The organism is Aureibaculum luteum (genome assembly GCF_003449015.1).
GTDB lineage: Bacteria > Bacteroidota > Bacteroidia > Flavobacteriales > Flavobacteriaceae > Aureibaculum > Aureibaculum luteum.
Genome location: NZ_QRGD01000004.1, coordinates 263,761 through 289,256, shown reverse-complemented (window position 1 = coordinate 289,256; position 25,496 = coordinate 263,761). Strand labels below are relative to the sequence as shown.

General features: G+C 31.7%; 18 protein-coding genes. 8 read left to right on the top strand and 10 right to left on the bottom strand.

The window, feature by feature from the left end:
• Window positions 1-14: 14 nt before the first annotated feature.
• The 4 genes from katG to D3P13_RS11885 form a co-directional block, all read right to left on the bottom strand.
• Entirely contained in the window at window positions 15-2,261 is a 2,247-nt protein-coding gene (gene katG / locus D3P13_RS11900; RefSeq protein WP_117882672.1) for a catalase/peroxidase HPI, read from the bottom strand.
• Between the two features lie 604 nt (window positions 2,262-2,865).
• Window positions 2,866-3,489: a class I SAM-dependent methyltransferase gene (locus tag D3P13_RS11895; protein ID WP_117882670.1), complete on the bottom strand. Its 624-nt coding sequence runs from the start codon at window positions 3,487-3,489 to the stop codon at window positions 2,866-2,868.
• A 318-nt stretch (window positions 3,490-3,807) separates the two neighbouring features.
• On the bottom strand, window positions 3,808-5,340 hold the full coding sequence (locus tag D3P13_RS11890; protein ID WP_117882668.1) for a sulfatase-like hydrolase/transferase: 1,533 nt from the start codon (window positions 5,338-5,340) through the stop codon (window positions 3,808-3,810).
• Between the two features lie 440 nt (window positions 5,341-5,780).
• Window positions 5,781-7,457, bottom strand: coding sequence for an RluA family pseudouridine synthase (locus tag D3P13_RS11885; RefSeq protein WP_232829176.1), 1,677 nt, complete (start codon window positions 7,455-7,457; stop codon window positions 5,781-5,783).
• Between the two features lie 525 nt (window positions 7,458-7,982).
• Here D3P13_RS11885 and recQ point away from each other — a divergent pair.
• On the top strand, window positions 7,983-9,761 hold the full coding sequence (gene recQ, locus D3P13_RS11880; protein ID WP_117882666.1) for a DNA helicase RecQ: 1,779 nt from the start codon (window positions 7,983-7,985) through the stop codon (window positions 9,759-9,761).
• Window positions 9,762-9,913: 152 nt separating this feature from the next.
• Here the strand turns inward: recQ and D3P13_RS11875 are convergent, their stop codons facing one another.
• From D3P13_RS11875 to D3P13_RS11860, 4 genes are all read right to left on the bottom strand, one after another.
• A complete protein-coding gene (locus D3P13_RS11875) occupies window positions 9,914-10,822 on the bottom strand; it encodes a hypothetical protein (RefSeq protein ID WP_117882664.1) in 909 nt (302 codons plus the stop codon).
• A gap of 86 nt (window positions 10,823-10,908) precedes the next feature.
• Window positions 10,909-11,274 carry a DUF2200 domain-containing protein gene (locus D3P13_RS11870; protein ID WP_117882662.1) on the bottom strand — a complete coding sequence of 122 codons (366 nt, stop codon included), beginning with the start codon at window positions 11,272-11,274 and terminating at the stop codon, window positions 10,909-10,911.
• Between the two features lie 118 nt (window positions 11,275-11,392).
• The gene (locus tag D3P13_RS11865) at window positions 11,393-12,121 is read right to left on the bottom strand and encodes a hypothetical protein (protein WP_117882661.1); all 729 of its coding nucleotides are present in this window, start codon (window positions 12,119-12,121) and stop codon (window positions 11,393-11,395) included.
• A 155-nt stretch (window positions 12,122-12,276) separates the two neighbouring features.
• A complete protein-coding gene (locus D3P13_RS11860) occupies window positions 12,277-14,835 on the bottom strand; it encodes an ATP-dependent Clp protease ATP-binding subunit (RefSeq protein ID WP_117882659.1) in 2,559 nt (852 codons plus the stop codon).
• Between the two features lie 221 nt (window positions 14,836-15,056).
• Between D3P13_RS11860 and gyrA the strand changes: the two genes are divergently transcribed.
• On the top strand, window positions 15,057-17,576 hold the full coding sequence (gene gyrA, locus D3P13_RS11855; protein WP_117882657.1) for a DNA gyrase subunit A: 2,520 nt from the start codon (window positions 15,057-15,059) through the stop codon (window positions 17,574-17,576).
• Between the two features lie 33 nt (window positions 17,577-17,609).
• Window positions 17,610-18,881: a tetratricopeptide repeat protein gene (locus D3P13_RS11850; protein WP_117882655.1), complete on the top strand. Its 1,272-nt coding sequence runs from the start codon at window positions 17,610-17,612 to the stop codon at window positions 18,879-18,881.
• A gap of 116 nt (window positions 18,882-18,997) precedes the next feature.
• Here the strand turns inward: D3P13_RS11850 and D3P13_RS11845 are convergent, their stop codons facing one another.
• Together D3P13_RS11845 and D3P13_RS11840 are read right to left on the bottom strand one after the other, a co-directional pair.
• Complete coding sequence (locus D3P13_RS11845; RefSeq protein WP_117882653.1) at window positions 18,998-19,768, bottom strand: C40 family peptidase; 771 nt, start codon at window positions 19,766-19,768, stop codon at window positions 18,998-19,000.
• 10 nt (window positions 19,769-19,778) lie between these two features.
• Window positions 19,779-20,954 carry an acetyl-CoA C-acyltransferase gene (locus tag D3P13_RS11840; protein WP_117882651.1) on the bottom strand — a complete coding sequence of 392 codons (1,176 nt, stop codon included), beginning with the start codon at window positions 20,952-20,954 and terminating at the stop codon, window positions 19,779-19,781.
• Between the two features lie 194 nt (window positions 20,955-21,148).
• On the opposite strand from D3P13_RS11840, the gene D3P13_RS11835 reads away from it, so the two are divergent.
• From D3P13_RS11835 to D3P13_RS11815, 5 genes are all read left to right on the top strand, one after another.
• Window positions 21,149-23,221, top strand: coding sequence for an HD family phosphohydrolase (locus tag D3P13_RS11835; protein WP_117882649.1), 2,073 nt, complete (start codon window positions 21,149-21,151; stop codon window positions 23,219-23,221).
• Window positions 23,222-23,429: 208 nt separating this feature from the next.
• Window positions 23,430-23,759: a YtxH domain-containing protein gene (locus D3P13_RS11830; protein ID WP_117882646.1), complete on the top strand. Its 330-nt coding sequence runs from the start codon at window positions 23,430-23,432 to the stop codon at window positions 23,757-23,759.
• A complete protein-coding gene (locus D3P13_RS11825) occupies window positions 23,759-24,106 on the top strand; it encodes a phage holin family protein (RefSeq protein WP_117882644.1) in 348 nt (115 codons plus the stop codon). Before D3P13_RS11830 ends, D3P13_RS11825 begins: the two co-directional genes overlap by 1 nt.
• Window positions 24,107-24,115: 9 nt before the next feature.
• Complete coding sequence (locus tag D3P13_RS11820; RefSeq protein WP_117882642.1) at window positions 24,116-24,319, top strand: hypothetical protein; 204 nt, start codon at window positions 24,116-24,118, stop codon at window positions 24,317-24,319.
• A 264-nt stretch (window positions 24,320-24,583) separates the two neighbouring features.
• Window positions 24,584-25,474: a mechanosensitive ion channel family protein gene (locus D3P13_RS11815; protein WP_117882640.1), complete on the top strand. Its 891-nt coding sequence runs from the start codon at window positions 24,584-24,586 to the stop codon at window positions 25,472-25,474.
• Window positions 25,475-25,496: the final 22 nt, after the last annotated feature.

Below are 25,496 nucleotides of genomic sequence, written 5' to 3'. Positions count from 1 at the left end.
GCTGTTGCTTTATATTATTTTAAATCGAACCGGTCTGCATTCATAACTTTTACCCATGCATTTACAAAATCATTCACAAATTTTTCTTTGTTATCGTCTTGTGCGTAAACTTCAGAATAGGAACGCAAAATGGAATTAGAACCAAACACTAAATCCATACGTGTGGCTGTCCATTTTACTGCTCCAGTTTTACGGTCACAAATATTATAAAGTCCTTTTTCTAATGGTTTCCATGTGTTTGACATATCCGTTAAGTTCACAAAAAAGTTATTCGTTAATTTACCAACGGTATCTGTGAAAACGCCATGTTTTGTATTGCCATAATTTGTACCTAACATTCTCATACCACCAACAAGCACTGTCATTTCTGGTGCGGTTAGTCCCATTAGTTGTGTTCGGTCTAGCATTAATTCTTCGGGACTTACAACATAGTCCTTTTTACTATAATTTCGATAGCCGTCGGCTAAAGGTTCTAAAGGTTCAAAAGATGCTGCATCTGTCATTTCATCAGTAGCATCTCCACGACCTGGTGCAAATGGAACGTTAATATCAAAACCTGCGGCTTTAGCAGATTTTTCAATACCAACATTACCAGCTAAAACAATGGTATCAGCAATACTAATACCAGATTCAGCAGCAATAGGCTCTAGAACAGATAAAACATGAGCTAAACGCTTTGGTTCATTTCCTTCCCAATCTTTTTGTGGAGCTAAGCGAATACGAGAGCCATTGGCTCCACCGCGAATATCTGAACCACGGAAGGTACGAGCACTATCCCAAGCTGTAGCTACCATTTCTGAAATAGATAAATTAGATGAACTAATTTTTTTCTTTACAGCTGCTACATTATAATCAGCAGTTCCTGCAGGAATTGGATCTTGCCAAATTAAATCTTCTTTTGGCACATCAGTACCAAAGTATCTTGCTTTTGGTCCCATATCTCTATGCGTTAATTTGAACCAAGCACGAGCAAAAGTATCTGAAAAATAGTGTTGATCGTTCATAAATTTTAATGAGATCTCTTTATAGATAGGATCTACTTTCATGGCCATATCGGCATCAGTCATCATTGGGTTATGACGAATACTTGAATCTTCAACATCTACAGGTCTGTCTTCCTCTTTTATACTTATAGGTTCCCATTGCCAAGCACCAGCAGGACTTTTAACTGACTCCCATTCGTGTTTAAACAACATTTCAAAAAATCCACCATCCCATTTAGTAGGGTGTGTAGTCCATGCTCCTTCAAGTCCGCTTGTTACTGTATCGCGACCTTTTCCTGATTTATTAGGGTTGTGCCAACCTAAACCTTGTGCTTCTACATTTGCAGCTTCAGGTTCTGGTCCCAAAATACTAGCATCGCCATTACCATGTGTTTTCCCTACTGTATGTCCGCCTGCCGTTAAAGCCACAGTTTCTTCATCATTCATAGCCATACGTTCAAAAGTTTCACGTACTTGAGCCGCTGTTTTTAATGGATCTGGTTTTCCGTTAACTCCTTCTGGGTTCACATAAATTAACCCCATTTGTACTGCAGCTAAAGGGTTTTCCATAGTTGAAGGTTTGTCTACACTATCATAACGTTCGTCACTTGGTGCTAGCCATTCTTTTTCTGCTCCCCAATAGGTATCTGTTTCAGGATGCCAAATATCTTCTCGCCCAAAAGCAAAACCAAAGGTTTTTAAGCCCATATCTGCATAAGCAATAGTACCTGCCAAAACAATTAAATCGGCCCAACTTACTTTATTTCCATATTTTTTCTTGATGGGCCATAATAATCTTCTTGCTTTATCTAAACTAACATTGTCTGGCCAAGAATTTAAAGGTGCAAAACGCTGATTACCTGAGCCACCACCACCACGACCATCAGAAATACGGTACGATCCAGCCGAGTGCCAAGACAGCCGTATGAATAAACCTCCGTAATGCCCCCAGTCTGCTGGCCACCATTCTTGACTGTCAGTCATTAAAGCATGCATATCTTTAGTTAATGCCTCAATATCTAATTTTTTTAGTTCCTCATGATAATTAAAATCTTGACCTAAAGGATTTGTTTTAGTATCATGTTGATGTAAAATGTCGAGATTCAGTGCATTAGGCCACCAATCCATAACAGATTCTTTTGTAGTAGTATTTCCTCCGTGCATTACTGGGCACTTGCCTGTTGACGAAGAATTATTCGCTTCAGAAAGAACAGCACCTCTTACTTGTCCATGATTTACTGGGCATTTACTTTCATTATCTGATTTATTATTTTCCATATTAAAAGTTATAAAGATTTAATTTTTTTTTTGTGTACCAAAACTAGCCTAATTCTTAGTTGTAATTATCAATCGATAATGTTCATATCTTATTTAACTATAAGTATAATTTATAGAAAATTGTAATTGTATAAATTACGTATATACACAACTTGTAAAGCAACTTATGTGAGCGTAACCAGTTTAATTGATTATTCTCATTTTACAAAACAGCAGATGCTTTAACAGTTTAAAAAGGAGATACAATAAAATCAATTACTGAAAAAAAAGATGCAATGAAATGAGTTATAACTCCTGTAAATAATAGTTAATTACTTATTATATAAATAATTGCTGATTTTAAAACTTAATTTATAAGTTGTTTAAATTTAAGATTTTAGTGTCTTAATTTACGCTATTTTATTGAATTTAACAAATTTTAAAAGCATTGTTGTGGTTGCTTTTTTTGTATTTGAAAACACTTATTTATAATTACGATCTAAAGTATTTAATATGTTTTTTTCCTCATTTACAAGTGTAGAGTGTCTTTTTCTAATTGCTTTATATGAACCATAGGTTAAAGTCAAGCTGATAATTCACTTCAGTTTTAGGTTTGTATTAGAGTTTATTTCTCAAAGACAAAGGAAATTAATCTAGGAAGTTCGTTTTCATTTTTTTTATCAAACCATTCTTTTATTTCCACTAATTTTAATCCATTATTTTTAGCATTTTCAATATATTCTGATATATGATGAATATATACTTCTAGTTCCTGAGTCTCACTTTCAGTTTCATATCGTGCTTTACTTCCAGAGTACTGTTTAAAAGGATGTAATTCACTTATAAAAAATAATCCATTTTTCTTTAATTTCTTATTTGCCTCATTAAAAATATGGTCTAAGTCTATGATATGTTCAAGTGTTAAGCTACTGGTTATAAGGTCTGCAAAGTTATTGTCAATATCCCAATTTTCAGTTAAATCAGCTTTTTTGAAAATCACTTTTTCACTAATAATTTTTTCTTTTGCTTTAGTCAACATTTCTTGTGAAAAATCAAGCCCAATTATTCGGTTGGCTTTTTTTAATAACCAATTTGTATTTTTTCCTGTTCCGCAACCTAGCTCTAATACATTTTCAAATTCATAGTTGCTTAATGTTTCAATGGTAGCTATTTGATCTAAATCCCTTGTTCGATTTTTATTTGTATCATATTGGTTAGCCCAAATATTATATGCTTTTTCTATACTCATTGTGTTATTTTAATATTTCCACCCTTAAATTATGACAACAGGTTAAAATTCCTTGAAAGTCAGATTGGGATGATAATTTATGTACAATATTTGGTGTTTGCAAGTCTAAATATATCTGCAATCTTATTTCGATTAATAATTAAATTACATTTTTTTCGGCTCTTAGAGATTGAGAATGTTGGCAAAATACTTTTAATACAGGCTTTAACTAAAGCTAAAGAAAGAGAGTATCTTGATCAAAATTAAAGAAGTAATCTATTGATAAAGAAATGAATATTTCTAATTCAATATGTTATTAGAGCTATTTCAACCCTTTTTTTACTTGTATAGACCATTATAAAAATCTCCGTCACAGGCAATTAAAAGTTTACTTTTAAGTTCGTCTAATTTCTCAGGAAAATCTTTTGATAAATTTTTTTCTTCTCTAAAATCATCAGGTAAGAAATATAATTCAAATGCATTATTTTTTAAATAGGTCCTTATTTTCCATCCGTTCTTAGTAATAAGTGTAGGGCCTAAATAAGAAGAGTATACTACAAAGTCGTGTTCATGTTTATTACTTTTTTGAATCAATTCATCATAGAATGAAAGACCATCAGTTTTATACTTCTTAGAATATCCTGTTATTTCTGCAATGGTAGCTAAAATATCATAATTAGCTATAAGTCTCTTGCTAACTCTTCCTTTTTGGATCGCTTTTGGCCATCTAACAATTAAGGGTACATTGATTCCTCCTTCAAGATTACTTCTTTTTAATCCAGCTCGACCTCCATTACCATTAAAAACATCACCTGCTAAATTGCTGTAGTATTTTCGTTCATAATCATCAAAACGTTCTCCAGTTTGCATATTTGTATAAGGCTTAAGAGTTCTCCCTGATTTACTATAATATATTTCATGCCCGTTATCCGCAGTAAAAATTACAATAGTGTTCTCATTAAGATTGTGCTCTTTAAGTTTTGATAGAATTTGGCCTACATTATCATCCAAAAGTTTAACCATAGACGCGTATTCTTTTTCAATTTGAGTTAATCGATTATTATTAATGAAATCGGGGTGTACTTTGGGTATAGAAACGGGACCATGTGGTAGTTGAGTTGGAAAATATAGAAAAAATGGATTATCTTTATTAGTATCAATAAACTTTATAATGCTATCCATAAAGATGTTCTGAGAATACATTTCTTTACCCTTCATGTTCCACCGTTCTTTAAAAGTTTTTGGAGTTTCAGGCTCTCCAGATTTTCCGGAATTATTGAGAGTATTCCCTTTTATATTTATCATTTTACCATTTTCAAATAGAAATGGAGGATAAAATCCATGTGCCCTTAAATGATCTAGGTAACCAAGATAATAATCCCAACCATGTCGTTTCATTTGTTTGTCTGTAGCAGAAAAACCCCATTCCAATTTACCAAATTGAGCTGTTTTATACCCCCTATTTTGTGCCACTTCTCCTAGAAAAACTTGTCTGTTAGGTATTGGAGATAACTTTTTATTTATGGTTTCTTCAATTTCATTTAAAGAAGATGGTTCCGCATTAATATAGGCACCTCCATTTGTTATCTGGAATCTTTTTTGATGGGAATCGTGAAAACCTGTGATAAGTGAAGCTCTTGCTGGTGCACATAGCATATTCGAATATGCCCGCTCGAAACGAATTCCTTCTTGGGCCAATTTGTCTATGTTGGGTGTTTTAATAATTCTTTGTCCTTCATGGCTAAGCAACCCAATGCCTAAGTCATCTGCATAAATTAGGATAATATTTGGTTTTTTTGATTGTGCTATTGACTTGTAACAAGAGGCACAGAGAAGAAAAATAATAATTGGTAATAATATTTTTTTATTCATAATTAACTAATATTTTTTTATTTGATAAAAACGGCACCATAAGTTTTCATATCTGAATCTTTTTTAATTTTTGCTTTTGTATGAAAACTAAACCCGCTTTATAGTCCGAAATATCAAATTTAATTAGACTATATTTTCCTTTTGAAATGTCATGTGTTAATGTGTTCTCAGTTATGTTATTTTCATTTTTAAACAAATCTATATCATTAGCGAATTTTTCGGTAAGTTTTTGTTTTAGAGTGCTACACTCAATTAGTTCTTTTAATTATAATAGATTTGATGTCTAACTTTGTTAATATTTCAAAGTTAATAAATAAGCTGAATTAATTGCTCTTATAAAAGTTAATTACGGCTAGAGGTTTGAGAATGAATAGTAGCTACATTATGCGTTTTGCTCTTTATAACATGATCTTTTAATTAAAATGAAAAAGGAGCGATTATTAAAATTCGGCTTTTTTATGAAATATCATTTTTTGCTTATTTGTAGGATGTGAAAACTCTAATGTATCTGCATGTAAATACAATCGATTAGATTTTTTTCCATATAAATCATCACCAACAATAGTAGTATTTAGGCCTAATGAATGAGAAGCATGTACCCGTAATTGATGTGTACGTCCAGAAATAGGGTAGAAGTGTATTTTCGTTTTTCCATTTTTTCGTTCAATAACTTCCCAATTTGTTTCTGCAGGTTTCCCGTGTTCAAAACAGACCAACTGTCTTGGTCTGTCATCTAAATCAACTCGAAGAGGTAATTTTATTGTTCCGTTATTTCCATTTACAATTCCGTCCAACAATGCTGTATAACGTTTGTGTACCGTTTTGTTTATAAACTGACTTTGTAGATTTTTGTGAGCTTTTTTGTTCTTTGCGAGTACTAATATACCAGAAGTAGACATGTCTAATCGATGTACTATAATTGGTCCGGAAATATTTTTTACTTGTTGCTTAACTCGGCTATATACCGAATCTTTAATGTGGATGCCAGGTACCGATAAAAACTCAGCAGGCTTGTAAACAACAATTAACTCTTCATCTTCAAATATAGTTTCAAGTTCTTTACCAATAGCAGGGTTTTTTAATAATGGATTTGTATCCATATCAATACCCGATAACATATGTGTTAAAATAGGTTTGCACTTTCCTTGACAAGCTGGATAAAATTGTTGGTGTTTTCTTATTTCTTTATTTGGTGATTGTCCCCACCAAAATTCAGCCATTGCAATAGGTTTAAAATTGTTTAAAAAAGCAAATTGTAATAATTTAGGTGCGGCACATTCTCCAGAGCCAGCTGGTAAATTTTCCACAGAAGTTTCGGCAAATAAATCGGTTAAATTTTTGACTTCCTTTTTTGAATTTAAAAAGTGATACTGTTCAGATAAATACTGTTGCAATACTATTGATTTGGCTTTACGTTGCTCTTTTAATTGTGATATTTTTGTGGTAAAAACCGAAAGTTTATCTTTGATAGGTCTTAAGGTATATGCCCAATAGCGATTTACATTATTGAAAAAATATTTTGATTCTAAACTTTCTTTACTTAATGTTTCTTCAAAATTAGCATAAGCCTCTGATGATAATTCGGATTTTGCTTTTCTTCTTTGTAAGTCTCTATTTATTTTAGCCGCCTTTAACGCCTCCTTTTTTTCTCTAATATCAATAGCTGCTTTTTTATTTTCAGATTTATATTGAACTAATAAATCTAAATACTCAGTATTGTTTAATGAATTTTCTAAAGCTATATTGATGGTGTTTAAAGCCTTTTTTTCTTGCAGAAAATAGGAATCTTTAGTGAGCATATCATAAACAGGTGGAACAAATTTCTTATGGCTATTTTTTTCTGCCAACGTCCCTGAAACTGCTGTGATATATCCTATTTCGTTTTGATGATTTTCTACCACCAACACTCCAAACATTTTTCCTATAACCAATCCTTTTTTAGAAGTGTCTAACCCGAAATTATGTTGAAAATCGGTTTGTGTTTTTAAATAATTTTGCACTTCGTTTGCGGCTAATTTGCACAAAGGGTGAGGTTCATAATAAAATGGAAAGGTAAACTTACTAGGAAGTTCAATTTCGTTTATAGAAGTAGAAAAGTGTTGAAAATATTTTTGCACAATTGTTTGAGTAAAATTCTGAGCAAATATATTGTTTTGGAATTTCAATTCAAATGTAAAATCACATTAGCGTTTCAATCAGGTGAACCGAAGATCGTTTTAAAATGTCTCAGTACGGTTTCAGTCCATAAATTAATACATGTATTTCCGGCTATGAATAATTGAGTACATTCTGCTAAAAACGAATGTAATTAGTTATCAGCCGAATACTATTTTTAAGAAGTTCTATGTCTGCAGAGAAAAAATCGAAAAAAAGTATTTCAAAAAATTAAAAAAGAGCATTAAGGCCTGTAGAGGTGCATCTTAACTGTTATTTTTATAAAACAAATATTTTAAACGCATTAAAACAAAGTACAATTGACATGAAACTTAGGAAACAACTCTGAAATTAGTACCTTTGAATCCAGAAAAAAATCCCAAAATTTTATTATTATCACAAATAAGCATTATAAAAGTGTTTATGGTGAAAAGGTAACGGAAATAGGATATATAAACCCATTAAACACAAAATAGCATAAAACAATAATGATAACCGCAAAAACGACTTTAAACCTTTTAAAAACTCATTTTGGGTATAGCAGTTTCAGACCTCAACAAGAAAGTATTATCAATGATATTTTATCTGGAAAAGATGTAATGACCATTATGCCCACTGGTGGTGGAAAATCGATTTGCTTTCAGTTACCTGCCTTAGCACTTTCTGGCACAACTATTGTAATTTCGCCCTTAATTGCTTTGATGAAAGATCAAGTAGATTCCTTATTGGCAAACGGAATATCAGCTTCGTATTATAATAGTAGTCAAGAAAGTTACATACAAAATGAGACACTTAAAAAGCTGCAGGTTGGAGAGTTAAAATTATTATATGTGGCTCCTGAAAGTTTACAAAACTTAATACCCCATTTTGCGTCAATAAAAATTAGCCTAATTGCAGTAGATGAAGCTCATTGTATCTCTTCTTGGGGGCACGATTTTAGACCTGCCTATACTAAATTAGGACATTTAAAAAAACAGTTTCCCAATACATCAATTGCCGCATTTACGGCTACGGCAGATAGTGCAACGCAACAAGATATTGTTACACAATTAAATATACCAGAAGCTGAAGTACATTTGTCTTCTTTCGATAGAAAAAATCTGTATTTAGAAGTGCGGCCAGGTAATAATAGAATAGATCAAATTTTAAAATATTTAGATTCTCGTCCTGATGAAAGTGGTATTATTTATTGTTTAAGTAGAAAAAGCACAGAAAAATTAGCATCTAAGTTAAATAGTAACGGATTTAAGGCGAAAGCCTATCACGCTGGTTTATCAGCTGACGAACGTAGTAGTATTCAAGAGGATTTTATCAATGACAGAACGCCAATAATTGCAGCAACTATTGCATTTGGTATGGGCATCGACAAAAGTAATGTGCGTTGGGTTATCCATTATAATATGCCAAAAAATATTGAAGGCTATTATCAAGAAATAGGTCGTGGTGGTAGAGATGGACTTCCAGCAGATAATTTGTTGTTCTATAGTTATGCTGATGTGGTAATGCTTAGGAAATTTGCTAAAGGCAGTTCTAATGAAGAATATCAAATTGCCAAACTCGAAAGAATGCAACAGTTTGCAGAGGCTCTAAGTTGTAGAAGAATTGCTCTTCTCAATTATTTTGGTGAACACTTTACCGAAAATTGTGGAAATTGTGATATTTGTACATCACCACCTAATTATTTTGATGGTACTGTTTTAACTAAAAAAGTATGCTCTGCAGTATCCCGATTAAATGAACAAGAAGCAACGGGAATGGTAATTGATGTATTACGTGGTGCTCAAAATGCACAAGTATTAGAAAAAGGGTATCAGAATATTAAAACCTACGGAACAATCAAGGATACTTCGTGGGTTGACCTGCAGCAATATGTAATACAGATGATTAATCAAGGTATTTTAGAAATCCGTTTTCACGAAAATGGACGTTTGGTTTTGACACCTTTAGCAAAGAAAGTTTTATTTAAAGATAAAAAAGTGCAATTAGCTATTTTACCCAAGCTAGAGGATAAAATAGAGGACAAGGTGGTTACATCAAAGGCCCCATCTAATTTATTTCAGAAACTACGAGAACTACGATTGGTTATTGCAAAGGAAGAAAAGGTTCCTGCATATATCATTTTTAGTGATGCAAGTTTAAAAGATATGGAAAAAAAGCTTCCTAAATCTAATGCAGATTTTAAACAAATTCAAGGGGCAGGAAAAGTGAAAATAGATAAATACGGCAGTCGGTTTATGGGTGTAATTTCAAGACATCAGGCAGAATAATAAAAGCTTTTATAACGGAAAATTATAAAATTTTTGAGCTATTAAAATGATAATATTAAGTTAATCATCTTATTTAGATTTAAATACTTAACAAGCTTAATGTTAAGTGTTAGTTTTTTTTTATCTATTAGTTTTAATAATCATTTTTTTTATTAATTATTGTTGGGGTCAGTACTTTTTATTACAGTTCCGTTTTTAATTGAATTTTCAGTTTCTTCAGTAGTCATTAAAATTATTTCTGGTTGATTTTCACTTCCTTTTGTAGCTTTTTGTTTTGTAGCTATATCAGATACAATTTCATTATCTCCATTTTTTTTATAATTGTCTAGCATCTCTAAAGTTTGCGTATAATCATAATCCATTTGATCCTCACCATACTCCTTTAGTAAATTATGTAATTGGACGTAACTAATCACTCTGCTATCAATATTCTTGAATAATTCTACTGAAAAATGTTTGTTTAACATGGTGTACGTTTCTGTTTTGTATTTTAAATCTAATGTACCAGCTACTAACTGATTCGTAATTACATTAATTTCGTCAAGTAAAGCCTTAACAGAGCTATCTTCAAACCCTTTCTTTTTAAACTGGGTATTTGGACATGTATTCATGTCTTCGGTATTTTCTTCAACGTTTTTAAAATGAGCTCTTAAAATAGTGGCTATTTTTAATTTGTTTTGAAAGAATTGTTTGTCAACCCTATACGTATTCATATTGTTAAAACGACCAAATTGTTCTGGTATCACATAGGTTATAAAAAAATCTTTATATCCTTTTGGGGTTGCATTTTTAAGAATTTTCTGATCTATAAGTGATTTTTCAATATCCTTAAACGAACTTTCTCCATTAATTAAAGTTTCATAAAGACAATCGGATAGATAATTAGTGGTGTCAGTAACTTTGTGATTTACAGATGTAATACTTGGCTCACTATGGGTAGAATTTAAATTTGTAACAACAATATTTGTTTCTGAATTATCTTCTTTGTCCGTAGTTTTCGTATTGCAATTAAAAAGAAAAATAGAGCTTAAAAGTACTATTGATATTGTTTTGATTCTCATGTTTAATAGGTTCTAGTTTATTCTCAATTTTAAGGTTTATGTTTCGTTGACTCTTTTAAAATTAAATGTCGTGGTGGGGTACTGACTTATGTGTTTCTTATTATTTTCTCTAGTTTACGACCCTTAGCCAACTCGTCTACTAACTTGTCTAAATACCGGACTTGTTGGGTCAATGGATTTTTTATTTCTTCTACACGATAGCCACAGATAACACCAGTGATTAACTGAGCATTAGGGTTTAAAGTTGCTTTTTGGAAAAATAATTCAAAAGTCATTTTATTTTCAATGAGTTCTTCTATCTTTATAGTATTAAAGCCAGTTAACCATTCAATTACGTAATGTAATTCTTCTTTTGTTCTGCCTTTTTTCTCAACTTTTGAAAGATAATGAGGGTATACAGATGCAAATGTCATTTTGGCAATACGCTCATCATGATGACTTGTGTATTTCATATACTTGAAATTTGAATGGTTTTTATAAAGTGAAGTTTATACTCAGTTAAGTTATTTTTATTTTTCATAAATATATAGAAAACATAAATAATAGTAACACTATGTATTGATCAGCTATTTAACCCCAATCTGCATACAAAAGCACTTCATTCTTCTTGTTATCTAAGAAAAGATGAATACGGTCTTCTCCAAAATTGATATAGTTGTAACCAGTTACAGACCCAATAAATTGTTTGGTTTCTTTGCTTTCGTTGTTGTTTTCTAAGAGTTCTATAAAAGATTCAAAGTCATTATAATCAATTTCACCGCCAATATTTTCAAAGATTTCTCTTTCATGGCCGCTATTTGCATCAGAATAGAATCCACCTTGAATAAATTTTCCTGTTTCTAAGTATTTGTCCCGTGTTATCCAATAATTAAAAAGTCCTTTTGCATAATGATAATAATCAAAATCATTAGTGTTTCTTTTTTCAAGACTTTTGTTTAAATTACTTTCATTGACTTCGTTTCGTTGCTGTTGTTTTAAAAAGCTTGTTTTATTTTTGCGATATTCTTTATCGGCTTCGTTATACCATTTTTCAACTTTTTTAAAAGCCTTAACTCCATCAAGTTTACCATCAAAAAGGTATTTATTACCGTCACGGATAAATTTAATATAATTATAATCGAAAACACCTGGGTCTAAATCATCATCAGGGTCGCCATTTCCCCAGACAGAAACAAAGTGCACTAATCCTTCACCAAGGTTGTGTTCAGCTAAATCAATAGTTAATAATGGGAAAAATATGTATTTGTAATGCTCTTTTGGGAATTTAAATACCTCTTCTATGGTTGGAAATAATTTCATATCTGTTTTATTAGGGTAATTAGTACTAATTACGTTTATGTTTATATTTTGTTTTAAAGTTAATTATTTTGATAAAAAATAATGTTATTAGTGTGGAGTATAACAAAAAAAAAGTTGCCAATCGGCAACTTTTTAAAAAAATATGTTATTGATATTTACTCTTCTTTATTTTCTTCAACTGACTTTTTTGCTTTTTTAATTTTAATAGTCAGTTCTTGTTTGTCTTCATCTAAATCCATGAAAATGGTATCATTTTCTTTCAGTTTAGCGTTGACAATTTCTTCGGCTAGAGCATCTTCAATATACTTCTGTATGGCTCGTTTTAAAGGTCTCGCACCATATTGGCGATCAAAACCTTTGTCAGCAATATAGTCTTTGGCTTTTTCGCTCAATATAAGTTTATAGCCTAATCCATCAATACGATCCAACAATTTTGCCAATTCAATATCGATAATAGCGTGAATATCTTCTTTTTCTAAGGCGTTAAATACGATTACATCATCTATTCTATTTAAAAACTCAGGAGCAAAGCTTTTCTTTAAGGCGTTTTCTATAACACCTTTAGCGTTCGCATCCGCCTGTGAATTTTTAGAAGCGGTACCAAAACCAACACCAGCACCAAAGTCTTTTAATTGTCTGGATCCAATATTAGAAGTCATAATGATAATAGTATGTCTAAAATCAATTTTTCTACCTAAACTATCGGTAATATAACCATCATCTAAAATCTGCAAAAGCATGTTAAACACATCTGGATGGGCTTTTTCAATCTCATCCAACAGAACCACAGCATAAGGCTTGCGTCTTATTTTTTCAGTCAATTGTCCACCTTCTTCGTAACCTACGTATCCTGGAGGTGCTCCAATTAATCTAGAGATTGCAAATTTCTCCATGTATTCACTCATATCTATGCGAACTAAAGCATCTGGAGAGTCAAATAACTCTCTTGCCAATACTTTTGCTAATTGTGTTTTACCAACACCAGTTTGTCCTAAGAATATAAATGAACCAATCGGTTTGTTTGGGTCTTTTAGTCCAACCCTGTTTCTTTGAATGGCCTTTACAACTTTTCCTACAGCCTCATCTTGCCCGATAACTTTACCTTTTATCATATTAGGTAAGTCTGCAAGTCTAGAGCTCTCAGCTTCAGCTATTCTATTTACAGGAATACCAGTCATCATTGAAACTACTTCAGCAACATTATCTTCAGTTACAGTTTCTTTATTTAACTTCGATTGTTCTTCCCATTCTTTTTGAGCTATTTCTAATTCTTTTTCTATACGTTTTTCATCATCACGCAGACGTGCAGCTTCTTCGTATTTTTGACTTTTCACCACATTGTTCTTCAATTCTCTAACCTCTTCTAGTTGTGTTTCAAGTTCAAGTACTTGTTTAGGTACAACAATATTGGTAATATGAATTCTAGATCCTGCTTCATCCAATGCATCAATAGCTTTATCTGGCAAAAATCTATCGGTCATATATCTATTGGTCAATTTTACACAAGCCTCAATAGCTTCATCGGTATAGACTACATTATGGTGATTTTCGTATTTATCCTTAATGTTATTCAAAATTTGAATGGTTTCTTCAACAGAAGTTGGTTCAACCATTACTTTTTGAAAACGACGCTCTAAGGCCCCATCTTTCTCAATATTTTGTCTAAACTCATCTAAGGTAGTGGCTCCAATACATTGGATTTCGCCTCTCGCTAATGCGGGTTTAAACATGTTAGATGCATCTAAAGAGCCTGTAGCTCCACCTGCACCAACAATGGTATGTATTTCGTCAATAAACAAAATGATATCATCGTTTTTCTCTAATTCATTCATTAGAGCTTTCATACGTTCTTCAAATTGACCACGGTATTTTGTACCGGCAACCAAGCTCGCTAAATCTAATGAAACAATACGTTTGTTAAACAGAATACGCGATACTTTACGTTGAATTATACGTAATGCCAAACCTTCAGCTATGGCAGATTTACCAACACCAGGTTCACCAATAAGTATTGGATTGTTCTTTTTTCTACGACTAAGTATCTGCGAAATACGTTCAATTTCCTTCTTACGACCTACAACAGGGTCTAATTTACCTTCTTCTGCCATTGCAGTAAGGTCACGACCAAAGTTGTCTAATACAGGAGTTTTTGACTTTGTATTTGCTTTTGCTGGTTTAGCACCAGAACTGCCAAAAGGATTTTGTTTAGGTTCGTCAAATTCGTCACCCTTATCACTTTCCGCGGTTGGGGTTTCTGTAATGTCTACTTCGTCAGTAAATAATTGTGAAAACAATACTTTTACTTCGTTGTAGTCAATATCAAACTTATTTAACAATTTTGTGGTAGGGTCATTCTCGTTACGTAAAACGCATAACAATAAATGGGCTGTACTTACCGCATTACTCTTAAATAATTTAGCTTCTAAAAAAGTTGTTTTTAATGCTTTTTCCGCTTGTTTTGTGAGGTGTAAACTTTTTTTATCATTGCCTGCCGCATTGTCAGTATTGGCAGGACTCAAACTCTCAATTTTCTTACGTAGCATCGCTAAGTCAACATCCAATGCATTTAAGATATCAATTGCATCACCATTAGCTTTACGTAATAAGCCCAGCATTAAATGTTCTGTACCAATAAAATCATGCCCTAGTCGTAATGCCTCTTCTTTGCTATACGCTATTACATCTTTTACTTTAGGTGAAAAATTATCGTCCATTTTATAAAATTTATAGGGTAAAATTACTAGATTTTTTTTAATAATAATTGCAAAAGTTGTACCGAACTTTTGGGTTGTCAGTAAATTTATGAAAAACAGTATGTTTACTGGTGCTAATTGTTAATAAATAATGATAATAAATACATTTTTATATAACTTGAAAAAAGCAGATTTGTTGTATATTGCTCTCTTAAATTTAATACAAAAAATAGATAAGTTTTATGGAAGAAGGTGAAAAATTAATTCCTATTAACATTGAGGATGAAATGAAGTCATCTTACATTGATTATTCAATGTCAGTGATTGTATCTAGGGCGTTACCAGATGTTCGTGATGGTTTAAAGCCAGTACACAGAAGGGTATTGTTTGGGATGCACGAATTAGGGATTAAAGCAACAGGAGCTCATAAAAAATCTGCCAGAGTAGTGGGTGAAGTATTAGGTAAGTACCATCCACATGGTGATACTTCCGTTTATGATGCAATGGTACGTATGGCTCAAGATTGGAGCATGCGTTATCAAATGGTTGATGGTCAAGGTAACTTCGGTTCTGCCGATGGTGATAGTCCGGCTGCCATGCGTTATACAGAGGTTAGAATGCAAAAAATATCAGAAGATATGCTCGCTGATATTGAAAAAGATACCGTAGATCATCGTTTAAATTTTGATGATACGTTACAGGAACCAACGGTATTACCTACGCGTATACCAAGTTTATTGGTAAATGGTGCGTCAGGTATTGCTGTAGGTATGGCCACAAACATGGCACCACATAACTTAACTGAAGTGATTAATGGTACCATTGCGTATGTAGATGATAATGATATTGATATTGATGGATTAATGCAACACATTAAAGCACCTGATTTTCCTACAGGAGGAACAATTTATGGTTACGACGGTGTTAAAGATGCCTTTCATACGGGTAGAGGGCGTATTGTAATGCGTGCAAAAACAGTTTTTGAAGAAGTTAACGGTAGAGAGTGTATTATCGTTACTGAATTGCCATATCAAGTAAATGGAGCCGATTTAATGAAGAAAACGGCTGACTTGGTTAATGATAAGAAAATTGAAGGTATCGCTTCGGTTCGTGATGAAACAAGTAGAAAAGGGCGACGTTTAGTATATGTATTAAAAAGAGATGCAATACCAAATATTGTTTTAAACAAATTATATAAATATACAGCTTTACAAACTTCGTTTAGTGTAAATAATATAGCATTGGTTAATGGGCGACCAGAAATGTTGAATCTTAAAGATTTGATTAGACATTTTGTAAACCATAGACATGATGTTGTAACACGTAGAACTAAGTATGAATTAAATAAGGCTGAAGCTCGTGCTCATATTTTAGAAGGATTAATAATTGCTTCTGATAATATTGATGAAGTTATTAAAATTATTAGAGCTTCTAATAATGCAGATGAGGCAAGAAATAACTTAATTGAACGTTTCGAACTCTCTGAAATTCAGGCTAAAGCAATTGTTGAGATGAGATTGCGTCAGCTTACTGGTTTAGAGCAAGATAAGTTAAGGGGTGAGTATGAAGATATTATGAAATTAATTATAGACTTAAAAGATATTTTAGCCAGTGAGTCTAGAAGAATGACCATTATTAAAGATGAATTAATCGAAATTAGAGATAAATATGGTGATGAGCGTCGTTCAGTAATTGAATATGCTGGTGGTGATGTAAGTATTGAAGATATGATTCCTGATTCTCAGGTTGTTGTAACTATTTCTAATGCTGGTTATGTAAAGCGTACGAATTTAGAAGAGTATAAAGTTCAAAATAGAGGTGGACGTGGACAAAAAGGAGTTGCTACTAGAAATGAAGATTTCTTAGAGCATTTATTTGTTGCTACAAATCATCAATATATGATGTTCTTTACACAAAAAGGGAAAGTATTCTGGATGCGAGTCTATGAAATACCTGAAGGTAGTAAAACCTCTAAAGGTAGGGCGATTCAAAACTTAGTTAATATTGATCCTGATGATAATGTAAGTGCATTTATTTGTACACAAGATCTTAAAGATGAAGCGTACGTAAATAGCAACTATATTATAATGGTTACTAAAAATGGACAAACTAAGAAAACTTCTTTAGAGCAATATTCAAGACCTAGATCAAATGGTATTAATGCTATTACAATAAAAGAAGGTGATGAATTGTTAGAAGCTAAATTAACTGATGGTAAAAGTCAGATAATGATTGCAATCAAATCTGGTAAAGCTATTCGTTTTGAAGAAAGTAAGTCTAGACCAATGGGTAGAAATGCTTCTGGTGTTAGAGGTATTCGTTTAAAAGATGATAAAGATGAAGTAATTGGAATGATTTCATTGAATGACATGGAAAGCGATGTACTTGTAGTATCTGAAAAAGGATATGGTAAGCGTTCTAGTTTAGATGATTATAGAATCACTAATAGAGGTGGTAAAGGTGTAAAAACTATAAACGTTACTGAAAAAACAGGTAAATTAGTAGCTATTAAAAACGTAACTGATGAGGATGATCTTATGATTATCAATAAATCGGGAATTACGATTAGGATGGCGGTAGCTGATTTACGTGTAATGGGTAGAGCAACACAAGGAGTTAAGTTGATTAATATCAAAGGTGATGATTCTATTGCAGCTGTAGCTAAAGTAGTTCATGAAGAAGTGGATGAGGATGATGTTGAAGAACTTGGCACGGATATTGAAAATAACCAAACCGATCAAGTAAGTGATCAGGAAGAATAACAAACAAAAATGAACACTAAATTTTAAACAAAAATGAAAAAAGTAGTATTATCGATGTTGGCATTATCTATGAGTTTGTCAATTTTCGCACAGAAAGACGAATTAAAGGCTGCTGATAAAGCCCTTAAAGGTGAAGATTTAGCTAAGGCTAAAGCTTCAATAGATCAGGCAGAAGGATTAATAGCTAATGCAGATGCTAAATTAAAAGCGAAGTTTTATTTCTTAAAAGCGAAAGCTTATTATGAAATAGGTAAGAAGCAGCCTGCTTTGGCCGCGGATGCTTATGATGTAGCAGCTCAGAGTTTTACAGAATTAATTGATTTTGAAAAAAAGTCTGGGAAAGCAAAATATACGGAAGAAGCTCAACCGTTATTAAATAGTTTAGTTGCAGATGTATCTAATAAAGGTATTAAAGAATATCAAGAAAAAGATTATGCTACAGCTAAGAAAACACTTTTGCAAACTTATAATTTAAGTAAAAAAGATACTGTCTTTTTAGAGTATGCAGCAACTGCAGCCTATTTAGATAAAGATTTTGACACTTCACTTACACATTTTAATATGTTAAAAGAGTTGGGTTATACAGGTATCGCAACAACGTTTTCTGCGATTAATGTTAAGACTAATGAATCTGAAAATTTTGGTTCTAAAACGGAAATGGATCTAAGAGTTAAAACGGGAGAATATAAAGATCCCAAATCAGAGACTTCAGAATCAAAAAGAGCAGACATAATCAAAAATATAGCATTGATTTTGGTTGAAAAAGGAGAAACTGAAAATGCTATTGCAGCAGTAAAAGAAGCAAGGAAAGCAAACCCAGATGATTCTGATTTAATTTTTACAGAAGCTAACATTCAATTAAAATTAGGTAATAAAGATGAATTTGCCTCTTTAATGAAAGAAGCTATCAAGAAAGATCCAACAAACCCTAGCTTGCATTTTAATGTAGGTGTTATTAATCAAGAACAAGGTCGTTTAGAAGAGGCTAAAGCTAATTATGAAAAAGCTATTGAGTTAGATCCTAATTATGGTGATGCTTATTTAAATATGGGTGCATTAGTTTTGGAAAAAGATAAAGAGTTGGTTGAAGAAATGAATAAAAACTTAAGCAACTTTAAAAAATATGATGAGATTAAAGCTAAGCAATTAGATTTGTATAAAGTAGCTTTACCATATTTTGAAAAGGCTCGTGAAGTTAAAAAAGACAACATGGATGTTGTTAGAACATTGATGAGTATGTATGAGAATCTTGAAATGGATGACAAATACAAAGAGATGAAAGCCCTATGGGATGCTTCTAAATAATTAGTCTTAAAATAAAAAAATGCCTTCTGGATACAGAGGGCATTTTTTTTGTTTGTGATATACGAGAAAGTCATTTGATCTTATCTTTCCTTTGTATATATTAGGTTGGGATTCTTTTAAAATATCTTCTTAATAACTCTTAGCTTGTGAGTATGTTTTTTAAGGTCGCTATTGTAAATACCACTATGATCAAGTTGGTCAATTCTAACTTTCCCACTGCAATGGATAATATGATGGTTGGCTAAGATAATACCAACATGAATTATTTCACCTTCACTATCATCAAAAAAAGCTAAGTCTCCCGGTTCTGACTCTTCGATAAAACTTAAAACTTCACCTTGTGTTGCTTGTTCAGATGCTTTTCTTAATAGTGAATATCCATTTAATCTATAAACCATTTGGGTAAAACCTGAGCTGTCAATACCGAATGATGTTCTTCCACCCCACAAAAAAGGTGTATTTATGTATAAGAATGCGGAATTTATAATGGATGCTTTAGATCGTTTCTGATATGTAACATTACCTTCAAAAATAAATGCTTCATCCAATAAGTTAAAAGATTTTTCTGCATAAAATGGTAATCTGGAGCCTAATAGAACCGATGACAACCTATGCTTTTCATCTTCAATAAAATCAACTAATTCATTTGTAACTATAGTCTCCGAATTGTTTAAATCATCATAGTAGTCTTCAGAAATTTCAGTGTGTTGAATGCTTTCAATCCAACCTTCACAGTGATCAAATTCTAAGCGAATTTTAACCCATTCCTTATTTTCTTGTAAGACTTTATAATGATCTCCAAAAAGGATTTGAGAAATCATTTCACTGGTATGATCAGCAATCATACGTAAGGGAATAGTACTTAAGTTACAAATACCGTACTTCATTAAGAAATGCTTAGTTGTTTTCAATTACGATAGCACTAGCACCACCGCCACCATTACAGATAGCCGCTGCTCCTAACTTACCGTTATTTTGTTTTAGTACATTTATTAGTGTAACTATAATTCTAGCACCAGAACAGCCTAGGGGATGCCCTAAGGATACAGCACCGCCATTTACATTAACCTTTTCAGGATCTAAACTTAGAATTTTTGTATTGGCTAAACCTACTACAGAAAATGCTTCATTAAATTCAAAATAATCAATTTCATCTAAAGTTACATTTGCTTTTGAAATTGCTTTAGGTAAGGCTTTAGCTGGAGCAATTGTAAACCATTCAGGTTCTACAGAAGCATCTGCATATCCTTTTATGGTTGCTAGTGGGGTTAAATTTAACTCAGCTGCTTTTTTCTTACTCATTAATACAAGAGCAGCTGCACCATCATTTAATGTAGAAGCATTTGCTGCTGTAACGGTACCCTCTTTATTAAAAACAGGTCTTAGATTAGGAATTTTATCCATCATAACATTCTTATACTCTTCATCTTCTGTAATGATAATTGGGTCGCCTTTACGCTGAGGTACTTCAACAGGAATCACCTCATTATTAAACTTACCTTCTTGCCATGCTTTTGCTGATCTCTTGTAAGAAGTTATTGCAAAGTTATCTTGATCTTCTCTAGAGAATTTGTATTCGATAGCACATAAATCACCACAGGTTCCCATATGTTTGCCATCATATACATTAGTGAGCCCATCCTTTAATAATCCATCCTCCATGCTTATAGGTCCCATTTTTTTTCCAACTCGTCCATTAAGATAGTGAGGTACCATTGACATGTTTTCCATACCACCTGCAACTACTATTTCTGCATCACCTAATTGAATAGCTTGAGCTGCCTGCATAATGGCTTTCATACCTGATGCACAAACCTTATTTACAGTTGTACAAGGCACTGTATCTGGTATTCCAGCAAATAAAGCGGCTTGTTTTGCTGGTGCTTGTCCTAGGCTAGCCTGTAAAACAGAGCCCATAAGTACTTCATCAACCAATGTGGGGGCCAAATTTATTTTTTCAAGAGCTCCTTTTATAGCAGTGGCACCTAATTTTGTGGCTGGTATGCTTGATAGGCTACCTAAAAAACTCCCAATTGGAGTTCTAACAGCGGAAACGATTACAACTTCTTGCATATTTTTAAATGGGTTTAAGTTTTCAATTGAACCACTTCATCTATAAAAAGTATAAAATATTTTATACTAAATTCATCAATAATGGTTTGATTCTGCGAATTTAGTTATTTTTACAGTTATTATTAAATAATTGCGGTACTTTGTACAATTGTTAACAGTACGCACTAAGCTATATGTTAGTATAAGAAAGACTAATGAAAAAATTCAACTTCAAAAATTTTTTAAATACCCTATATCAAAATCACGCATTAGCATATAAAATAGTTCTATTTATTGTTACCGCTTTTGCCATAGTTTACATGTTTCCAAAGGGTGGACATTTTAAATATGAATTCCATAATGGTAAACCTTGGCAGTACGAAAATTTATATGCTCCGTTTGATTTTGCCATTCAGAAATCAGAACAAAAAATTGATGAAGAAAAGAAAAATATTACTTTAAATAAAAAGCAGTATTTCACTTCAAAAGAGGGTGTTATAGAAAAAGTAAAATCAGAAGTAGAAAATGATCTTACTGATAAATCGCAAGACTCTATCCTGAATGATTATAATATTCCTAGAATTGTTAAGTATTCAAATAACTTAATTTCTGCAATTTATAAATACGGTTTTATTAATGAAAGCGATGTGAATAGAGTAGAGGATAAGCAGCTTATCGCTTTAAGGAAAGGGAATACAATTACTGATTTAGTATTTGACCGTTTTTTAACTTCTAGTGAAGTAAATAAATATTTAGTAAATAATATAAATGATTCTAGATATAAATCATTATCAAATTTTTTAATACCTCTTTTAAAGCAAGCTTTACAACCTAATATTTTCTTTGATGAAGAATTGACTGATAAGATATTAGAAGATGAATTGAATAAAATCTCCTATACCGAAGGGTTAGTTACAGAAAATGAAAGAATTATTTCTAAGGGTGACGTAGTTGAAGGTGAAAAATTGCGAATTTTAAATTCATTACAAAAAGAATACTTATCTCAAGTTTGGAATCAATCAAATTACAATTGGATTGTTTTTGGTTATGTTTTGTTAGTAGCCTTGAACTTATTAATGCTATTCTTGTTTTTACAAAAGTATAGATCTGTTATCTATGAAAATAATACAAAAGTCACGTTTATATTTTTCAATATTTTTCTAATAGTATTGTTGGTCACATTAGTAGTTAAGTATAAAGTAGATTATTTGTATGTGATACCCTTACCGATTTTACCAATAATAATTAAGGCATTTTTTGATGCTCGTTTGGGCTTATTCACACATGTTTTAACTGTTTTGTTACTTGGTTTTATTGTACCCAACAGCTTCGAATTTATCTTTTTACAGATTATTGCTGGTATTATTACCATATTAACCGTTTCTGAACTACACAGAAGAGCAAATTTATTTATTTCAATAAGTCAAATTACTTTAGTGTATATGATTGCTTATTTCGCCTTCTCAATAATCCAGGAAGGGAATATGGAGAAAATAAATTGGCAGTATTTTATTATGTTTGCCTTGAATGGTGTGTTGTCCTTTTTATCTTTATTTCTTATTTTAATTTATGAGAAAACATTTGGGTTGGTTTCTGATGTTTCTTTATTAGAAATGTCTAATACTAATTCTAAATTATTAAGAGAATTGGCAGAGAAAGCACCTGGTACTTTTCAACACTCTATGCAAGTTGCAAATTTAGCCGAAGCATCTGCAAATGAAATTGGTGCCAATGCGATGTTGGTGCGAACTGGAGCTCTGTATCATGATATTGGTAAGATGTTGAATCCTAAATATTTTACAGAGAATCAGACCACAACGGTTAACCCTCACAATGAACTAAGTCCAAAAGATAGTGCTGAAATAATTATTAATCATGTTATTGATGGAATAGAACTAGCTAAAAAACACAGGTTACCTGATCGGATTATAGATTTTATTAGAACGCATCATGGTACTTCATTGGTGTATTATTTTTATAAGCAACAAGAAAATGAAAATCCACAGGATTTAAATGTAGAAGATTTCTCCTATGGTGGACCAATTCCTTTTTCAAAAGAAACTGCAATTTTAATGATGTGTGATGCAGCTGAAGCTGCTTCTAAAAGTTTAAAAGAGCCAACTGCTCAATTAATTGATGATTTAATTGAGAAAATCGTTGCTAGTCAAATGGCAAACGGACAATTTATGAATGCTGATATTACCTTTAAAGAAATACAAATTATAAAAAAGGTAATCAAAAAGAAATTAAATAATATTTATCATTTAAGGATCGAATATCCAGAATAAAGGAAAAGTAAAACATCTTTTCATCTACCTTTTAAAGGCTAATTATGCCGCTATGGTGTGACAATTAAAATCGATCAAATTAGCAAATCCGTTAATCTTTTTTTTATTTGAGTCAAGCTCTTATTTTATTAATTTGCAATTTTGCTTTGTTATTAAATCAGAGTATATTTAATACAACTTAAAATTATTAACCTTAAAAACACAAACAATGAGTAACACATCAAATACATTATTAGGATTATTAACAGGAGCAATTGCAGGGGCCGCTATAGGTATACTTTATGCTCCAGATAAGGGAGTGAACACTAGAAAAAAGATTGCTGATGGAGCTGTAGATGCTAAAGACACGTTTGTTGAAAAAGCAACGGAAATTAAAGATACAGTAGTTCATGCTGCTAAGGATAGAAAGGTAACATTAGAGGATCAAATGGAATCTATCGTTTCTGATGTTAGTTATAAAACCGATGACGTAATAAGTACATTAGAAAAGAAATTAGCAGAGCTAAAAAAACAAAATAAAAAATATCAAAAAGCATAATGAATATTTTTGAATCTATAAATGAATCAACTACCAATGCTGTAAAGTCAGGGGAGAATTATGTAAAAAAGACAGAGGAATATTTAAAACTAAAAATATTTCAACAGTTGTCGTTTTCCTTAAGTATGTTGGTCAAAATAGTTTTAGTTGGAGGATTCATTTTTTTAGGACTAATTTTTTTGTCCATTGCAGGTGCTTTAGCCCTAGGAAAAGTTTTAGATAGCGTTTCTTTAGGAATATTAATAGTAGGTCTAGTGCTTTTACTATTTGCAGTTATAGCTTTTTTACTAAGAAAAAAAATAGATAAAACCATTATCAGTAAATATTCAAAATCGTTTTTTGATTAAAATTCAACTATGAGAACATATAATTCCTTTGACGAAATAGACTTTGAGCTTAAGCGACTAAATCTTGAACGTAAAATTGCTTGGGAAGAGATAAAACAATCCGGTAATAAAGTTCAAGATAATCTCACTCCAAATAATTGGATTATGCCAATTTATAGTGGGTTTAAGAAATTTGGAATTTACTTTTTACTGAAAAAGTTATTTAAAAAATAAATTAAACAAATAAGTTTGGTTGGTTAATTTAGGCTGTTTAGATTTTATATCTAAACAGCTTTTTTTTCTCCTAATTTATTCAATCGGAATACTCGTTTTTTTTTTTTTTGAAATTTCTATAGTTAAAGGCAGAATTTGTATTGCTTTTCGAAGAGATTTTATTTAAAGTATTATGTGTCATTTCAGTTAATATTTTTTGTATAACAGCACCTCTTTTATCTCTTAAGGTAGTATCCTACACCTGTAAACAAAAATATAAAAATAATGAGAAAACAATTTATAGAAGCATGGTCCAAAATGATAAATAAGTTAGTGTCTTGGTTAGACGCCATAATCGTTAATTTACCAAATATTATTATTGCGATTATTGTATTTATAAGTGTCATATTTATATCTAAGTATGTAAATAAAATAACCCTCAGAATTCTTGATAAAGGGAAGTTGCAAAAGAGTATGAAAAACGTTATTTCCAAATTAATGGCAATGATTACAGTTCTAATTGGATTCTTGTTGATATTAGGAATTTTAGACCTTAGTAAAACATTAAATACAATATTGGCTGGTGCAGGAGTTGCTGGTCTGGCAGTTGGCTTGGCTTTACAAGGGGCTTTGGCAAATACATATTCAGGTATCATACTTTCTTACATTAAATTTGTAAAACTTGGAGATTGGATAAAGAGTAATGATTATGAAGGTGAAATTGTAAATATAGACTTAAGAGCTGTCACACTAAAGCAAATTGATAACAATCTGGTTTACATCCCCAATAAGCAAGTCGTAGAAAATGCGATTAAAAACTATTCAAGAACAAATACATCTAGAGTGATACTTGATTGTGGCGTAGGGTATGAATCCGATTTAGATTTTGTAAAAAAACTTGCTGTAAAAACTATAACAAATCATTTTGATTCTGTGGAAAGCGAAAGTGAAGTCCTTTTTTTATATAAAGAATTTGGGGATAGCTCCATAAATTTTGAATTAAGATATTGGATTAATTCCACATCAGGTTTGGAAGTTGCCAAATCAAAAACAGAAGCTATTATACAATTGAAAAATGCGTTTGATAAAAATAATATTAATATTCCTTTCCCAATTAGAACTTTAAATATTCCTGATATGAAACTAGGGGATAGAATTTTAACCATAGCTAAATAAATATATTTTTTAGCGATAGCGT

Coding starts and splice junctions, on each gene's coding strand:
- D3P13_RS11850 (WP_117882655.1), top strand. CDS start 17,610: ATGAAAAAAGTAGTATTATCGATGTTGGCATTATCTATGAGTTTGTCA.
- recQ (WP_117882666.1), top strand. CDS start 7,983: ATGATAACCGCAAAAACGACTTTAAACCTTTTAAAAACTCATTTTGGG.
- D3P13_RS11815 (WP_117882640.1), top strand. CDS start 24,584: ATGAGAAAACAATTTATAGAAGCATGGTCCAAAATGATAAATAAGTTA.
- D3P13_RS11860 (WP_117882659.1), bottom strand. CDS start 14,835: ATGGACGATAATTTTTCACCTAAAGTAAAAGATGTAATAGCGTATAGC.
- D3P13_RS11875 (WP_117882664.1), bottom strand. CDS start 10,822: ATGAGAATCAAAACAATATCAATAGTACTTTTAAGCTCTATTTTTCTT.
- D3P13_RS11825 (WP_117882644.1), top strand. CDS start 23,759: ATGAATATTTTTGAATCTATAAATGAATCAACTACCAATGCTGTAAAG.
- D3P13_RS11845 (WP_117882653.1), bottom strand. CDS start 19,768: ATGAAGTACGGTATTTGTAACTTAAGTACTATTCCCTTACGTATGATT.
- D3P13_RS11830 (WP_117882646.1), top strand. CDS start 23,430: ATGAGTAACACATCAAATACATTATTAGGATTATTAACAGGAGCAATT.
- gyrA (WP_117882657.1), top strand. CDS start 15,057: ATGGAAGAAGGTGAAAAATTAATTCCTATTAACATTGAGGATGAAATG.
- D3P13_RS11865 (WP_117882661.1), bottom strand. CDS start 12,121: ATGAAATTATTTCCAACCATAGAAGAGGTATTTAAATTCCCAAAAGAG.
- D3P13_RS11820 (WP_117882642.1), top strand. CDS start 24,116: ATGAGAACATATAATTCCTTTGACGAAATAGACTTTGAGCTTAAGCGA.
- D3P13_RS11840 (WP_117882651.1), bottom strand. CDS start 20,954: ATGCAAGAAGTTGTAATCGTTTCCGCTGTTAGAACTCCAATTGGGAGT.
- D3P13_RS11835 (WP_117882649.1), top strand. CDS start 21,149: ATGAAAAAATTCAACTTCAAAAATTTTTTAAATACCCTATATCAAAAT.
- D3P13_RS11890 (WP_117882668.1), bottom strand. CDS start 5,340: ATGAATAAAAAAATATTATTACCAATTATTATTTTTCTTCTCTGTGCC.
- D3P13_RS11895 (WP_117882670.1), bottom strand. CDS start 3,489: ATGAGTATAGAAAAAGCATATAATATTTGGGCTAACCAATATGATACA.
- katG (WP_117882672.1), bottom strand. CDS start 2,261: ATGGAAAATAATAAATCAGATAATGAAAGTAAATGCCCAGTAAATCAT.
- D3P13_RS11870 (WP_117882662.1), bottom strand. CDS start 11,274: ATGAAATACACAAGTCATCATGATGAGCGTATTGCCAAAATGACATTT.